This is a genomic window from Cupriavidus basilensis (assembly GCF_008801925.2).
GTDB classification, from domain to species: domain Bacteria; phylum Pseudomonadota; class Gammaproteobacteria; order Burkholderiales; family Burkholderiaceae; genus Cupriavidus; species Cupriavidus basilensis.
The window spans coordinates 354,815-370,116 of sequence record NZ_CP062803.1; the positions used below are offsets into that span (position 1 = coordinate 354,815).

A 15,302-nucleotide genomic window follows, 5' to 3' on the forward strand; every position below is an offset into this window, starting at 1 on the left:
GTTGACCCAACATTGCACGGTCGGATGCGCGCCCTCGAAAGGTCTTGTCCGGCCGTCACAACAAGGAAGAAGAATGCCGAAGGGAGTATATCCGCAGCGTGTGGCCAAGGCCGCCCTGGCGGCGATCGCGTGCGCAGTGCTTGCCACGCCGGTATTTGCGCAGAAACGGCCCCAGCCGCAACCCCAATCGCAGTCGCTCGCCATCCCGAGCAACCCCGACGACGCTTTCGTGGCGCTGCGCGAAGCCGCGCGCAAAAACGACGTGGCGCGCACCGACGCCATCTCGGCCACGCTGGTGGATTACCCGATCTCGTCTTACGTCGAGTACTTCCGCATCAAGCCGCAGATGTTCGACGCCAGTGGCCTGGCCCGCATCGACGCCCCTGACGACCAGGTGCGCGCGTTCCTGCAGCGCTACAAGGGCGAGGCCATTGCCGACCGCATGCGCAATGACTGGCTGCTGGTGCTGGGCAAGAAGCGCGACTGGGCCAATTTCGACGCCGAATACCCGCAGTTCGTGCTCAAGGACGATACGCAGGTCGAGTGCTACGCGTTGCTGTCGCGCGCGCTCAAGGGCCAGAACGTGGCGGCGGATGCACGCGCGGCGCTGAGCGATCCGCGCTACTACGGCGAAGGCTGTGTCGACCTGATCGGCTACCTGGCCCAAAGCAGGCAGATCGAGCCGAGCGACGTGGCCTTCCAGGCGCGCCAGGCGCTGGAGCAGAACTATGTGACGCTGGCCGGGCGCATCGCCGCCACCGCGCCGGACGCGCGCGGCGACAGCAACACGCTCGCCACCGTGGTCAAGATGGCGCGCAACGATCCCTCCCAGGCCGCGGCCTACCTGAGCGCCAATGCCGGCAGCCTGTCGCGCGACGAGCAGGGCGCCGGCTGGGGCGTGGTTGGCCAGTACGCCGCCAAGAAGCTCGCACCCGAGGCAGCCGGCTACTACCGCCGCCAGATGGACCTGGGCGGCAACCAGTGGCTGTCCGACGAAACGCAGGAGTGGCGCGTGCGCTCCGCGCTGCGCCAGGGCGACTGGAAGCAGGTGCGCCAGGCGGTGGAGCTGATGCGCCCCGAGCTGCGCGCCAAGGACCCGGCCTGGACGTACTGGTACGGGCGCGCGCTCAAGGCGGACAACCGCGGCGCCGAGGCCGAGAAGCAGTTCCAGTCGATCGCCGGCCAGTTCAACTTCTACGGCCAGCTGGCCAGCGAGGAACTGGGCAACCGCATCGTGCTGCCGGCACGCACGCAGGTCAGCGATGCCGAGGTCAATGCCATGCGCACCCGCCCGGGCTTCCTGCGCGCGCAGAAGTTCTATGACCTGAACCTGCGCTTCGAAGGTAATCGCGAATGGAACTGGGAACTGCGCGGCATGACCGACCGCCAGCTGCTGGCCGCCGCCGACTACGCCCGCCGCATCGAGCTGCTGGACCGCGCCGTCAACACCGCGGACCGCACCCAGGCCGAGCATGACTTCTCGCTGCGCTTCCTGATGCCGTACCGCGACATCATGCAGCGCGCCACCGATGACGTGGGCCTGGATATGGCATGGGCCTATGGCCTGGTGCGCCAGGAGTCGCGCTTCATCATGAACGCGCGCTCCTCCGCCGGCGCTCATGGCCTGATGCAGGTGATGCCGGCGACGGCCAAGTGGGTTGCGCGCAAGATCGGCATGACGGACTTCTCGCCCTCGATGATGAGCGATCCCAATGTCAACATCCAGCTCGGCACCAACTATATGAGCATGGTGCTGACTGACCTGGATAGCTCCTGGACGCTGGCTTCGGCCGCCTACAACGCCGGCCCGGGCCGTCCCAAGAACTGGCGCTCCAGCTTGCCGCGCCAGGTCGAGGGCGCGATCTTCGCCGAGACCATTCCGTTCTCGGAGACCCGGACCTACGTGAAGAATGTGCTGTCGAACGCCACGTACTATGCTGCATTGATGAGCGGCCGGCCGCAGTCGCTCAAGGATCGCCTGGGCGTGGTGTCGCCGTCGCAGATCACCACCACCAGCCTGCCCTGAGGTTTTAACGCCTTCGAGGCAGCGCGGTCTGCAGGCCATGCGGTAACCGGCGCATGCTCCAGCCCTGGAGCGTGCGCCAGTCGTCCCTTGCCGCGGAGAGATCCATGCAGACCAGCAACGTTCTAGTGATCGGAGGGGCCGGCTTTGTCGGCAGCCACCTGGTAGCCCGCCTGGCAGGTGTCGCCACCGCGTCGGCCACGCCGCTGGAGCCGGGCACCGTCGTGGAGCCGCCTCTGGACCCCGAACGCATCGTGGTCGCTACCCGCGACGCCGAGCATGCACAGCACCTGCTGCTGCTGCCGCGCGTCGAGGTGATCGAGCTGGACGTGAGGAACGAGGCTGAGCTGAACGCCGCCATTGGCTCGCTGGGCACCGACGGCATCGTGGTGAACCTGGTCGGCATTCTCCATGGCGAACGCGCCGAGCCCTATGGCGCGGCCTTTGCCGCTGCCCATGTGGACCTCGCGCGGCGCATTGTCGAGTCTTGCCGCAGTACCGGCGTGCGCAGGCTGTTGCACATGAGCGCGCTGGGCGCCGACAGCGCCGGCCCGTCGATGTACCTGCGCAGCAAGGGCGACGGCGAGCGCGTGGTGCGCGAGAGCGCCCTGGACTGGACCATCTTCCGTCCGTCCGTGATCTTTGGCCCCGACGACCATTTCCTCAATCTGTTCGCCCAACTGCAGCAGCTGGCGCCCGTGGTGCCGCTCGCCTGCGCGCATGCCAGGTTCCAGCCGGTGTACGTGCAGGACGTGGCGCAGGCCATGGTCAACGCCATGGCGACGCCGGCTACCATCGGCCGCGCCTACGACCTGGCGGGGCCGCAGGTCTATACGCTGGAGGAGCTGGTGCGTTTTGCCGGCCGCGCCAGCGGCCACCCGCGCCCCGTCCTGCACCTGCCCGACGCCCTGGCCCGCGTGCAGGCAGCCATCCTCGAACATATGCCGGGCGCACCGGTAATGTCGCGCGACAACCTCGACTCCATGCGGCTCGACAATGTCATGCAGGGGCCGATCGCGCCCGAGCTTGGGCTGGGCCAGCCGGTGGGACTGGAGGTGGTGATGACCGATGCGCTGGCGGGCCGCGGGCACGAGAGCCAGATGCTGGGACTGCGGCGCAGCGGGTATCGTTGAGCGGCAGGCGGCCTGGTCCGGCTTTGCCCCTCGCATGTGACCAGGATTCACATCGCTGCGAGCGTAATTCGCTTGGAGGCGCTTGGCGCGGCTGGCTACAATGGTTCGTTCGCCGCCGTGCGCTTGCGTGCGCACGCTTCGCGCTGCGGGCTTGCCCCGGCCGCGCGCTCCCCCACGTTTTCCTGCAAGGATTTTGCGATGAAGCTCGTCATCGGCAACAAGAATTACTCTTCCTGGTCGCTGCGCCCCTGGCTGCTGATGCGGCAGGCTGGCATTGCGTTCGAGGAGGTCAAGGTGCGCTTGTTCGTGGCCGGGTTCGAGCAAGCGATTGCGAAGCACTCGCCGACCGGCAAGGTGCCGGTGCTGGTCGATGGCGATGTCTCGGTGTGGGACTCACTGTCGATTGCCGAATACCTGGCCGAGTCCTTTCCCGAGAAGCAGCTCTGGCCGGCCGACCGTGCCGAGCGTGCGCATGCGCGCTCGATCTGCGCGGAGATGCACTCGGGCTTCGGCAACCTGCGCAGCCAGCTGCCGATGAACGTCACCGCGGTGCTGCCCGGCATGGGCTGGAACGTCGCGGTGCAGCGCGATGTGGACCGCGTCGCCGCGATCTGGTCGGACCTGCGCGCGCGCCATGCGGCCGCAGGCCCGTTCCTGTTCGGTGCATTCACCATTGCCGACGCATTTTTCGCGCCGGTGGTCAGCCGCTTTGCCACTTATGGCATCCACCTGCCAGAGGCCGCCAAGCAATATGCGGACTTTATCCTGGCGCTGCCGGCCATGCAGGCGTGGATTGCCGATGCCCGCGAAGAGCGCGATTTCCTTGCCTCCGACGAGCCCTACCGCCTCACCCCCGATCGCCCCGACGCGATTGTGATCAACCATTGAGCTCGTCCATGCAGGTGTATGCCGTAGGCGGCGCCATTCGCGACGCCCTGCTGGGCTTGTCGAGCCAGGACCGCGACTATGTGGTGGTGGGCGCAACCCCGGCCGAGATGGAAGCCCAGGGCTATAAGCCGGTAGGCAAGGATTTCCCCGTGTTCCTCCATCCCAGGACCCGGGAGGAATACGCGCTGGCCCGCACCGAGCGCAAGACCGCGGCAGGCTACAAGGGCTTTTCGTTCTATTGCGCGCCGGACGTGACGCTGGAAGACGACCTGGTGCGGCGTGATCTCACCATCAACGCCATGGCGCAGGCTGTGGGCGATGACGGCGCGCTCACGGGCCCTGTGATCGATCCCTACGGCGGGCAGCGCGACCTTGCCGCACGGCTGTTTCGCCATGTGTCGGACGCCTTCGCCGAAGACCCGGTGCGGATCCTGCGCGTGGCGCGCTTCGCCGCGCGTTTCAATGATTTCACGGTAGCCCCGGAGACGCTGGTGCTGATGCGCCGGATGGTGGCAGCCGGCGAGGTCGACGCGCTGGTGGCCGAACGCGTCTGGCAGGAACTCGCGCGCGGCCTGATGGAGGCACGGCCCTCACGCATGTTCGAGGTGCTGCGCGAATGCGGGGCGCTGGCGCGGCTGCTGCCAGAGCTGGACCGGTTATGGGGCGTGCCGCAGCGGGCCGACTACCACCCGGAGGTGGATACCGGCGTGCACGTGATGATGGTCGTGGATACTGCCGCCGCGATGGGCACCTCGTTGCCGGTGCGCTTTGCCGCACTGATGCACGACCTGGGCAAGGGCACCACGCCCGAGGATGTGCTGCCCCGTCATATCGGGCACGAGCAGCGCAGGGTGGCATTGCTGGAGGCGGTTTGCAAGCGGTTGCGCGTGCCGACTGACTGCCGTGACCTGGCTGTGGTGGTGGCGCGCGAGCATGGCAATATCCATCGCTCCGAGGCGTTTGGTGCTGCCGCGCTGACGCGTTTGCTGGAGCGGTGCGATGCATTGCGCAAGCCGGCGCGGTTTGCTGAAGCGCTGCAGGCATGCGAGGCGGATGCGCGGGGACGGCTTGGGTTTGAGGACCGCGAGTATCCGCAGACGGCGCGGTTGATGATGGCGCTGGAGGCGGCGGCTTCGGTGGACGCCGGGGCCGTGGCGCGGGAGTGTGCTGGGGATCCTGGGTTGATTAAGGATCGGGTGCATGCTGCGCGGGTGGCGGCAGTGGAGGCTAAGGTGGGGGGGTAGGGGGTAACTACAACTGCAACTTCAGCTGCAACTGCTTAACGTCAAGAGCAGCTTCAACTTCAACTGCAGTTTCACCTCCCCTGCGGGGAGGCGACCTACTTTCTTGTCTCGCCAAGAAAGTAGGCAAAGAAGCGACCCGGATGGGGCGAAAGCCCCCTCGTCGGCAGGCAAAAAGAGCGGCCGGGGGCCAAACTCACATCGCCTTAAGGATCGCCTGAAAAACTCAGTTTCGTGACCCGGGCGTCTTATCGACACCGTCGCGGTTTGGATCTCCGCGGCTCTCCGGCTGGTTGCGTCAGCGCAATCCCGTTCTCTACCCGGTTGGGAGGCCATTCGGCCCCTCAATCGGCGTCACACGCCGTACGCAAGCAGCGCTCTGCGAGCCATCCAGAGATTGCTTAGTGCAAACAGCGTCTTCAGTTGTGCCGTGTTCTTCGCGAGACCTCGGTAACGGACCTTGGCCATGCCGAACTGCTGCTTCAGCACCCGGAATGGATGTTCCACCTTCCCCCGGATCTTCGCTTTGATCGATTCGATCTCATTGAGCATCGCTTGAGCACGATCGCTGAGATCGAGTCTGCGGCGCTTGCCGGGCAGCATGCTCACGTGCCACCTCACCCCCGGTGCAGCCTCGGGCCGCTTGTGCACGCCAACGAAGCCGGCATCGCCAAAGACATCTGTTTCATTGCCATGCAGCAAGCTGTGTGCTTGGCTGATCTCACTCACATGGGCAGCCGTGCCGATCACGGTGTGCACCAGTCCGGAATCCGCATCCACGCCAATATGCGCCTTCATGCCGAAGTAATACTGCTTGCCCTTACGCGTGGAGTGCATCTCAGGATCACGCTCTCCACTGCTGTTCTTCGTCGAGGTCGGTGCACTGATCAATGTGGCATCGACCACCGTTCCCGCTTTCAACATCAGGCCTTTGCCTGCCAGCATCCCGTTCACGACCGTCAATATCTGGGCAGCCAAGTCGTGCCGCTCCAGCAAGTGACGAAATCTCAAGATCGTGCTTTCGTCTGGCAACCGCGCCATGGCGCCGTCCAGGCCAGCGAACTCGCGATAGAGCGGCACATCATGAAGCGCTTCTTCCATGGCCGGATCTGACAGGCCGAACCACTGCTGCAGGAAGTGAACGCGCAACATCGTCCCGACCGGAAATGGTGGGCGTCCGGTCTTCTTCTTGGGGCAATGGGGTTCGATCAGGGCAACCAGGTCTGCCCAGGGGACCACCTGACTCATCTCATCCAAGAACTCGCGCTTACGCGTGCGCTTTGTCGACAGGTTCAATCCCAATTCTCCTTGCTTCATGGCAGCTTCCTCCTGACTAGTGCAACGTAGGGGAAGCGCCACTCGCTGACACGTTTTGCAGAGAATCCTTAAGGCGATGCTCAGACATGGCCCCCTCGTTTCCGCTCTTTTTGCCTGCCGACGAGGCGCCCCATGACGGGAGATGAAAACCCAGACGGCTCGCTTCGCATCGCGGGTGGGTGATTGCCGCCTGGGGGCGGCAATCACGGCTACACCGAATGGTGATTTGATCCCCACGACCACTGGTTCGGCCGTGTTTCCCGCCTGGGGGCGGGAAACACCCATGGCGATGCGGAGCGAGCCGTGGAGGTGTACCAAGGCCGTATGGGGCGCCTCGGGATTTCACGAAAAGAGCGGAGAAGAGGGACCCATGTCTGAGTATCGCCTTAAGGCGATGCGAGTTTGGGTCCCGGCCGCTCTTTTCGTGAAATCCCGAGGGGGTGTCGCCCCGTCCGGCGCGCCTTCTTTGCCTACTTTCTTGGCAAGCGGCGTGTGTCAAGGTAGTTGTCGCCTCAGCCGTTACGCTGCTTGCTTGTAATTCTGTCCGTTTTGCTGCGCTCGCTCCGGGTTCAGGTACACAGCATCTGGTAGTTCCCAGTTGCGGATGCCCGTGGTCCAACGCTGCGGATTCCGGGCGCGCACAACTTCATACAGTGCCGTTCTCTGCGCCAACAGAGCGGTGGCTGTGCCCTGATGCCGCTGGTTGGGCGTGACGTATTTCAGGCTGCTGTGTCGGTGCTCGTCGTTGTACCAGCGCACGAAGCGCAGCACCCAGTCACGCGCTTGTTCCAGGCTATCGAACGGGCGTTCCGGCCACATCGGGCAGTACTTCGCCGTGCGGAACAGCGCTTCGGCATAGGCATTGTCGTTACTCACCCTGGGCCGGCTGTAGGATGGCACCACCCCTAGGTCATACATTGCTGCCAGCATGGTGGCCCCTTTCATGGCCTTGCCGTTGTCCGAGTGCAGCACCAGCGGACGACCCGCTGTCTGCTCCCGCAAACAGCCGTGCATCAGCAGGCGGCTGGCGTGCTCAGCCGTCTGGCTCTCATGCACCTCGTTGGCTACCAGCTTGCGGCTGTAGATGTCCTTCATCATGTACCAGTAGAAGAACTTGCCCTTGACCGTAGTCGGCAGCCAGGTGATGTCCCAACACCACACCTGATTCGGACCCGTGGCCCGGTGCGTCGTCAGCGGGCGCGTGCACGGGGCCTTGCTGCGGCCACGCCGACGGCTTTGTCCCGCTTCATGCAGCACCCGGTAGATCGTCGATACCGATCCCACGTAGATGCCCTCATCCGCCAGCTTTGGCACGATCTGGTGCGGCGTCAGGCTCGCATAACCTGGCTGGTTCGCCGCCCTCAGCACCGCCTGCCGTTCTGATTCGCTGAACTTGTTGGCCGGTGCATCACGACGCGCTTCAAGCCGCCCGTCGGCGGGGGCATGCCGCCAGCGCTGCATGGTCCGCTCGGTCAAACCAAGCGCCTCGCACGCCTTCGCCTGACGGGCCCCGGCGCCTACGGCTTCATCGATCAACTCTATGGCTTCCAAGCGATCCGGGGTGCTGATCAGTCTTCCTCGTCCCGTCCCCAGATCGCTGCGGCTTTTTTTTGCAAGACCAGCAGTGCCGCCGTCTCCGCCAGCGCCGCATTCTTGCGCTTGAGCTCGCGTTCCAGCTCACGCACTCGCCCACGCGCCGCTTCGTCTTCCCGCCGCTGCGCCAACGTTCGCTTGACGGGGGTAGCCGCATTGGCCTGCTCGCACGCCTCACGCCATTGCTGAATCTGCTCCGCCCGGATGCCCTTTGCGCGGCAGTACTCCGACAGCTCCGCTTCGCTTAGCGGCGCTGTCTCCAACACAACGCGAAACTTGTCCGCGCTGGACCATTGATCACTCTGCTTTCCGTCACCCGGCACAATTCTTCCTGCTTCTCTCGCCATCCTGCGCCAAGTCCGCAAGGTCACTGTCGTGATCCCTGTGGCCTTGGCCAACTCCACTATCGACCGGTTCAGCGGCGGCATCATCTGCTCCACCACCCATTCCCGATGCTCGATTGCATATCGTGTCATCACCTATTCGCACACCGCCCTCCATTTTGCTTCACCAAGGAGACGGAGACGACAAGTATCCTGACATGGAGGGCAAGACAAGAAAGTAGGTCGCCGCCCCGCAGGGGTGGTGAAACTGCAGTTGATGTTGACGTTAAGCCGTTGCAGTTGTAGCTGCAGTTGCAGGCCAGCAGTGTCCGCAGTGTTAGCAGTATCCGCCCCACACCCTAAAACAACTTCCCAATCACCAACGCCACCATCGACAACAAAACCGTCGAAGCAAACGGCAACACAAACTCCCTCCCAAACAACCGAAACCGCAAGTCCCCCGGCAACCGCCCCAACCCCAGCTTCTGCAGCCAGGGTAGTGCCGCTGACAGCACGATGACGGCCAGGAAGATGGTGAGGGTCCAGCGCAGCATGTTGGGGTGCCTAAGGGGAGAGGGTGAAATGCGCGGACTATAGCTATAGCGCGTGGCTGCGGTCGCCGCGTGCGAAGCCTGCCAGCGGCAGCGCCGCATCAAAGTCGCGGGTCAGCGCGATTACCTTGAACAGTTCGCCCATCTCGGCCTCGGACAGCAGCTTTTGCACCGCGTTGGCGGCGGGCAGGAAGTTGCGCGTGTCGTTGGGGTCCAGCGCCATCAGCAGCTCGGTGATGCCGGCGTTCATCAGGAAGCGCGCCTGCGAGGCGAAGCCGGCCACCGTCAGCCCGGCATCGGCCGCGGCGTGGGCGATGCCGCTGAAGTTGACGTGGGCGGTGATGTCCTGCAGGCCAGGGTAGAGGAAGGGGTCCGGGTGGGCGTGATGGCGGTAGTGGCACATCAGCGTGCCGCCGACGCGCTGCGGATGGTAGTACTCGGCCGCGGGGAAACCGTAATCGATCAGGAACACCGCACCCCGCGTGAGCATCGTGCCCACCGCGCGCATGAAGCCTTCAGCCTCGGCGTGGGTTTCGGTGACGATGTCGTGGTCGCCGGCCATGGCATGCAGGGATGCGGGCAGGGCGTCGGCCGCCACGGGGCGGTCCGAGAAGCCGAAGGCTGCTTCGGATGCGTCAGATGCGTCAGCATTGCTGTCCCGGCGGGCTACGCCGCGCTCCAGCCAGCGGCCGTGGCTGCGGGCGAACAGCCGCACCGGCATGGCGTCCAGTACTTCGTTGCCGACCACGATCCCTTCGAAATGCTCGGGCAGCGTATCCAGCCAGGTGACGCGCGGGGCCAGATGCGGCGCGCGCGTGGCCAGCGTGGCCTGCTGGCGCGCGCGCAGCTCGCCGGACAGCTCGACGATGGCGTAGCGCTCGGGCAACTGGCCTTCCTGCTCCAGGGCCAGCAGCAGGTCGGCGGCGAGCCGGCCGGTGCCGGCGCCGAATTCCAGGACCTGCGACAGGCCCTGCGCCAGCAGTGGCGCGAACTGGCGTGCGAGCGTACGGGCGAAATACGGGCTGAGTTCGGGGGCGGTGATGAAGTCGCTGCCATCGCGCGCGTCGCGGCCGAACTTGGCGGCGCCGCCGCTGTAGTAGCCCAGCCCGGGCGCATATAGCGCAAGCGCCATATAGCGGTCGAAACCGAGCCAGCCGCCCGCGTCGTCGATAGCCTGGCCGATGTGCGCGGTAAGCGCGGCGGACGCCGACAGTGCGTCGGCGGGGGGAAGGGGTAAACTAGCGCCTTTGTGCATACCGCGATTGTAGCAATGCCAGCCTCCGACACCCCTGACTCCGCATCGCCTGCCGGCGCTACCGCCGCCGCAGCCTCCGCTACCCCCGCGCGCGGCATCGCGCTCGTCACCGGCGCCGCGCGCCGGCTCGGGCGTGTGATCGCGCTGGAACTGGCCCAGCGTGGCTGGGACGTGGCGGTGCATTGCCACCGCTCCGTGGCCGAGGCCGAGGCGCTGGCCGAACAGATCCGCGCCGGTGGCCAGCGTGCCGCCGTGCTGCAGGCCGACCTGGCCGACGAGGCGTCCACCGCCACGCTGATCAAGGCCTGCACCGATGCGCTGGGCGTGCCGACGTGCCTGGTCAACAATGCCTCGCTGTTCCAGTACGACGTGGCCACCAGCTTTTCCTATGCCTCGCTCGATACGCATATGCGCACCAATGTGGCCGCACCGCTGCTGCTCGCGCGCGAAATGCACCGTGCCATGTCGGACACGCAGCGCGGCGTGGTCATCAACCTGCTCGACCAGAAACTGGATAACCTGAATCCGGACTTCCTGTCGTACACGCTGTCCAAGGCGGCGCTGCAGACGGCTACCGTGCAGCTGGCCCAGGCGCTGGGACCCAAGCTGCGCGTGGTGGGCGTGGCGCCCGGCATCACCATGGTCTCGGGCGACCAGTCCAGCCCGGGCTTCCGGCGCGCCCACCGCATGACGCCGCTGGGGCAGTCGTCCACGCCGGAAGACATCGCGCAAGCGGTGGCCTACCTGGCCGAAGCGCGTGCCGTGACCGGCACCACGCTTTACGTCGACGGTGGCCAGCACCTGATGCCGCTGGCGCGCGACGTGATGTTCCTGACCGAATGATCCAATAACGTACCCGGCGCGCGCGCCAAGTCCGCGCGCGCCTTCTCCCTCTTTTTCCTCTCCCCATCATGACCATGCTCGCCGCCCTCACACATCCCAGCCTGCAAGACTGCCGCCGCATGTTCTTGCGCAACTACGAAGTGCAGATCAATATCGGCGTGCACGAATTCGAGAAAAAGGGTGAACAGCGCGTGCTGATCAATATCGACCTGTTCGTGCCGCTGGCCCAGAGCACGCCCCAGGACGACAAGCTGCAGGAAGTGGTGGACTACGACTTCATGCGCAATACGGTCGCCGAGCGCATGGCGCAGGGCCACGTCCACCTGCAGGAAACCCTGTGCGACGACGTGGCGCGCGCCATGCTCAAGCACCCCAAGGTGCGCGCCGTGCGCGTATCGACCGAAAAGCCGGATGTGTACCCGGATTGCGATTCGGTCGGCGTCGAGGTGTTCCACATCAAGAGCGAGCCGGTTGGCCAGTAAGCGAGCCGTTCTGGCGGGCTGCCGGCGCAGGGTGGCAGCTCACGGTAAAATGCCGGGTTCTCCGGCCCCGGCAGCTTGCATGTGATGCAACTGCCGCATTGCGCGCCGTTTTGCCCTTGCTTTGCCGTACCCGATCGCCCCATCGCCATGACCGCCACCACGCATTCCAAGAACTTCTTCCGTCTGGAGACCTATCTCCAGTCGCAGACGGGCCGCGCCATCGGCGATTTCAAGATGATCGAGGACGGCGACACGGTGCTGGTGTGCCTCTCCGGCGGCAAGGACTCGTACACCATGCTGTCGGTGCTGATGGCGCTGCAAAAGCGCGCGCCGGTCAAGTTCAAGCTGATCGCGATGAACCTGGACCAGAAGCAGCCGGGCTTTCCCGCGCACATCCTGCCGGCTTACCTGAAATCGGTGGGGGTGGAGTATGTGATCGTCGACGCGGATACCTATTCCATCGTCAAGGAGAAGGTGCCTGAGGGCAAGACCACCTGCTCGCTGTGCTCGCGCCTGCGCCGCGGCGTGATCTACCGTACCGCCAAGGAACTCGGGGCCAACAAGATTGCGCTGGGCCACCATCGCGACGACATCATCCAGACCTTCTTCCTGAACCTGTTCTTCGGCGGCAAGATGAAGGCGATGCCGCCCAAGCTGGCCACCGACGACGGCCAGCACATCGTGATCCGCCCGCTGGCCTATTGCCCTGAAAAGGACATCGCCAGCTACGCGCGCGCGATGGAATACCCGATCATCCCGTGCAACCTGTGCGGCTCGCAGGAAAACCTTCAGCGCAAGAAGGTCAAGGAGATGGTGCTGGAGTGGGAGCGGACCAATCCGGGGCGCACCGACAATATCTTTGCCGCGCTGCGCAGCGTGGTGCCGTCGCATCTGGCCGATACCGATCTGTTCGATTTCAACGGGCTGGCAACCGGCCTGGCCAAGGTGGACGAGGCCTCGCTGTTCGGCGAGACCACTTTCTCCCAGCAGCCGCTGGTGTTTGCGGGCGGCATGGAAGAGAACAAGCTGGAATTCGTGCGCTTCGAGAAGTCCGCGCCCGCCAGCCCGGCGCAGCCTGCCGCCGAATAGGCCACGGGCCGCCTTGTCCCTCGTCAGTTCTCAGCGCGTGTTGGCCGGGGCGCCGCCGCGTTGGCGGTGCCATCGCGCATCAACGCGTTCGCGTCATCGATCCATTTCTGGAAGCGATCCGCCGCGTGGGCCTTCTGCTCCGGTGTGGTCAGGTTGGCAATGGTGACGGTCAGCGCCAGCCCGGCCTCGTTGTTGGCGTCGTAACGGGCATTGCGCTCCCGCGTAGGCGGGTTTTGCCAGTGGTCGCCATAGCGCCTTAGCATCTCCACGACCTGGGCCTTGGGCGGATGCTCGGCCTGCACCTGGCGCGCCAGCGCCAGCCATTCCTGCTGGCGCTTGACGCGTTCCGCATAGCGCGCCTCGGCACCTTGCACCACGGGCGCCATGGCGCGGCGGATAGTGGCCTCCTGGTCACTCGAAAAGCGACCATAGACCAGCCGCGCGTAGTCCATCACCTTGTCGAAGCGGGCTTCCTCGCGGGCCGCCGGGTCGGGGCGCAGGTATTCCTTGCGGTATTTGGCGTTGGCATCGGCAAATTTCTTCTCCATGCGGGCGATCTGCTCAGGGGTCAGCGTCAGCAGCAGGTCGGCCACGTCGGGTGTGGAGCGATCGAAGGCAACGCGTGCCAGGCGCTGGGCATCGTCCTGGATCTTGCCCACCGCGGCGGCGGAGAGCGGCTGCTGTACCTCGCTCTTGGCCTGGCGCAGCAGGCCGGCGATCTCGGGCAACTGGTCCTTGCGATGCCAGGCAAAGAAGCGGGCGATGGCGTCGCGGGTGAGGGGTTCCTGGCTGGCGGAGACGTCCACGTAGTTGTCGATCCACCAGTAGGCGAGCCGGTCGCCCTGCTGGTAGCCTAGCTTCAGGGCATTGCAGGCGGTCAGGGCGGTCACGGCTGTGACCAGAAAGAGACGCCGGAGACGGTCCCCGCGCAGGAAGGGATTGGCGGTCAAACGGCGCAAAACCCCCATGATAGAATCCTTTTCCGCGCGTTTTGGCAGCTGATCGTGCCCGCGATTCCCAGCCGCTGCCGGCTTTGCCGCCGGTTTCGGGGTTCGGGCCAGGACCCTGGCCAACGCTGCTGGCCCCCGGGCTCGCCGAGGGGGTGATTCATACTGTTTGCTGGACACACTCACTTAGGACCCTCCTTGTGAATATCGTCATTCTCGCTGCAGGAATGGGCAAGCGGATGAACTCCGCGCTGCCCAAGGTCCTGCATCCTCTCGCTGGCCGGCCGCTGCTTGCTCATGTGATTGAAACGGCACGTAAATTGTTGCCGACCCGCCTCGTGGTGGTGGTTGGGCATGGTGCCGACCGCGTGCGCGAGGCGGTTGGCGCGCCAGACGTTGCCTTCGCCCTGCAGGCCGAGCAGCTTGGCACCGGCCATGCCGTGGCGCAGGCGCTCCCGCTGCTCGACGACAGCCAGCCGACGCTGGTGCTGTACGGCGATGTGCCGCTGACCGAGGCCGCCACGCTGCAGCGGCTGGTGGCTGCGGCCCGCAGCGAGCGCTTCGGCATCCTCACGGTTGAAATGGATGACCCCACCGGCTATGGCCGCATCGTGCGCGAGGCGGGCAAGATCGTGCGCATCGTCGAGCAAAAGGATGCCAGCGAGCCGCAGCGCGCCATCCGTGAAATCAACACCGGCATCATCCTGGCGCCCACCGGCCCCCTGCGTCGCTGGCTGTCCACGCTGCGCAATGACAACGCCCAGGGCGAGTATTACCTGACCGACGCCGTTGAGCGCGCGGTGGCGGACGGCATGGAAGTGGTTTCCGCGCAGCCCGATGCGCTGTGGGAAACGTTGGGCGTGAACAGCAAGGTGCAACTCGCCGAGCTCGAGCGCATCCATCAGCGCAACCTGGCGCAGCGCCTGCTTGAAGCCGGCGTGACGCTGCTGGATCCGGCGCGCATCGATATCCGCGGCGAGCTTACCTGCGGGCGCGATGTCACCATCGACGTGAACTGCGTGTTCGAAGGCCGCGTGCACCTGGAAGACGGTGCGCATATCGGCGCCAACTGCGTGCTGCGCAACAGCACCGTGGGCGCTGGCGCGCGGGTGCAGCCGTTTTGCCATTTCGAGGATGCCAGCGTTGGCGCGGCCGGCCGCATCGGCCCGTACGCGCGCCTGCGTCCCGGCACGGTGCTGGGCGAGGATGTGCACATCGGCAACTTCGTCGAGGTCAAGAACAGCCAGATCGCCGCGCACAGCAAGGCTAACCACCTTGCCTACGTGGGCGACGCCACGGTCGGCTCGCGCGTCAACATCGGCGCGGGCACCATCACCTGCAACTACGATGGCGCGAACAAGTACCGCACCGTCATCGAGGACGATGTCTTTATCGGTTCCGACACGCAGCTGGTCGCGCCGGTGACCGTGCGCCGCGGCGCCACCATTGGCGCCGGCACCACACTGACCAAGGAGGCGGCGGCCGACAAGCTGACGCTGTCGCGTTCCAAGCAGATGACGCTCGACGCGTGGCAGCGTCCGGTCAAGCAAGCCAAGAAATAAGCCCCGCCACCGCCGGGCCGGGATGCGGCCGGGCGGCAATGGCAATTCGCGGGAG

The 15,302-nt window shown here is 65.4% G+C and carries 13 protein-coding genes; 8 read left to right on the forward strand and 5 right to left on the reverse strand.

The annotated features are described in order from the left end of the window. Positions 1 to 73: 73 nt before the first annotated feature. The 4 genes from F7R26_RS01575 to F7R26_RS01590 all read left to right on the forward strand — a co-directional run bounded on the left by F7R26_RS01575 (position 74) and on the right by F7R26_RS01590 (position 5,288). Entirely contained in the window at positions 74 to 2,026 is a 1,953-nt protein-coding gene (locus tag F7R26_RS01575; RefSeq protein WP_150989959.1) for a lytic transglycosylase domain-containing protein, read from the forward strand. Between the two features lie 104 nt (positions 2,027 to 2,130). Then, positions 2,131 to 3,156: a complex I NDUFA9 subunit family protein gene (locus F7R26_RS01580; protein WP_150989962.1), complete on the forward strand. Its 1,026-nt coding sequence runs from the start codon at positions 2,131 to 2,133 to the stop codon at positions 3,154 to 3,156. Between the two features lie 198 nt (positions 3,157 to 3,354). Beyond that, positions 3,355 to 4,044, forward strand: coding sequence for a glutathione S-transferase family protein (locus F7R26_RS01585; RefSeq protein WP_150989966.1), 690 nt, complete (start codon positions 3,355 to 3,357; stop codon positions 4,042 to 4,044). An 8-nt stretch (positions 4,045 to 4,052) separates the two neighbouring features. Then, positions 4,053 to 5,288 (forward strand): multifunctional CCA addition/repair protein, encoded by a 1,236-nt coding sequence (locus F7R26_RS01590; RefSeq protein WP_150989969.1) that lies wholly within the window; start codon positions 4,053 to 4,055, stop codon positions 5,286 to 5,288. Positions 5,289 to 5,639: 351 nt separating this feature from the next. Here the strand turns inward: F7R26_RS01590 and F7R26_RS01595 are convergent, their stop codons facing one another. The 4 genes from F7R26_RS01595 to F7R26_RS01610 form a co-directional block, all read right to left on the reverse strand. Next, on the reverse strand, positions 5,640 to 6,602 hold the full coding sequence (locus F7R26_RS01595) for an IS5 family transposase (RefSeq protein ID WP_150993652.1): 963 nt from the start codon (positions 6,600 to 6,602) through the stop codon (positions 5,640 to 5,642). Between the two features lie 519 nt (positions 6,603 to 7,121). After that, positions 7,122 to 8,671, reverse strand: a protein-coding gene (locus F7R26_RS01600) for an IS3 family transposase (RefSeq protein ID WP_241754329.1) whose coding sequence is annotated in 2 segments (ribosomal slippage) — positions 7,122 to 8,185 and positions 8,185 to 8,671 — 1,551 coding nt in all. Because the reading frame shifts where the segments join, the coding sequence is not laid out codon by codon here. Between the two features lie 206 nt (positions 8,672 to 8,877). Then, positions 8,878 to 9,072 (reverse strand): DUF2905 domain-containing protein, encoded by a 195-nt coding sequence (locus F7R26_RS01605; RefSeq protein WP_150992005.1) that lies wholly within the window; start codon positions 9,070 to 9,072, stop codon positions 8,878 to 8,880. A 43-nt stretch (positions 9,073 to 9,115) separates the two neighbouring features. Then, the gene (locus F7R26_RS01610; protein WP_150992007.1) at positions 9,116 to 10,324 is read right to left on the reverse strand and encodes a class I SAM-dependent methyltransferase; all 1,209 of its coding nucleotides are present in this window, start codon (positions 10,322 to 10,324) and stop codon (positions 9,116 to 9,118) included. A 15-nt stretch (positions 10,325 to 10,339) separates the two neighbouring features. Between F7R26_RS01610 and F7R26_RS01615 the strand changes: the two genes are divergently transcribed. The 3 genes from F7R26_RS01615 (at position 10,340) to ttcA (ending at position 12,738) form a co-directional block, all read left to right on the forward strand. Beyond that, positions 10,340 to 11,167 carry an SDR family oxidoreductase gene (locus tag F7R26_RS01615; RefSeq protein ID WP_150992009.1) on the forward strand — a complete coding sequence of 276 codons (828 nt, stop codon included), beginning with the start codon at positions 10,340 to 10,342 and terminating at the stop codon, positions 11,165 to 11,167. A gap of 68 nt (positions 11,168 to 11,235) precedes the next feature. Next, complete coding sequence (locus tag F7R26_RS01620) at positions 11,236 to 11,649, forward strand: dihydroneopterin aldolase (RefSeq protein ID WP_150992011.1); 414 nt, start codon at positions 11,236 to 11,238, stop codon at positions 11,647 to 11,649. 147 nt (positions 11,650 to 11,796) lie between these two features. Then, positions 11,797 to 12,738 carry a tRNA 2-thiocytidine(32) synthetase TtcA gene (gene ttcA / locus F7R26_RS01625; protein ID WP_150992013.1) on the forward strand — a complete coding sequence of 314 codons (942 nt, stop codon included), beginning with the start codon at positions 11,797 to 11,799 and terminating at the stop codon, positions 12,736 to 12,738. Positions 12,739 to 12,761: 23 nt separating this feature from the next. Here the strand turns inward: ttcA and F7R26_RS01630 are convergent, their stop codons facing one another. After that, positions 12,762 to 13,628: a DUF6279 family lipoprotein gene (locus F7R26_RS01630; RefSeq protein WP_150992015.1), complete on the reverse strand. Its 867-nt coding sequence runs from the start codon at positions 13,626 to 13,628 to the stop codon at positions 12,762 to 12,764. 257 nt (positions 13,629 to 13,885) lie between these two features. Here F7R26_RS01630 and glmU point away from each other — a divergent pair, with 257 nt between their 5' ends. Beyond that, the gene (gene glmU, locus F7R26_RS01635; protein ID WP_150992017.1) at positions 13,886 to 15,247 is read left to right on the forward strand and encodes a bifunctional UDP-N-acetylglucosamine diphosphorylase/glucosamine-1-phosphate N-acetyltransferase GlmU; all 1,362 of its coding nucleotides are present in this window, start codon (positions 13,886 to 13,888) and stop codon (positions 15,245 to 15,247) included. Positions 15,248 to 15,302 lie beyond the last annotated feature (55 nt).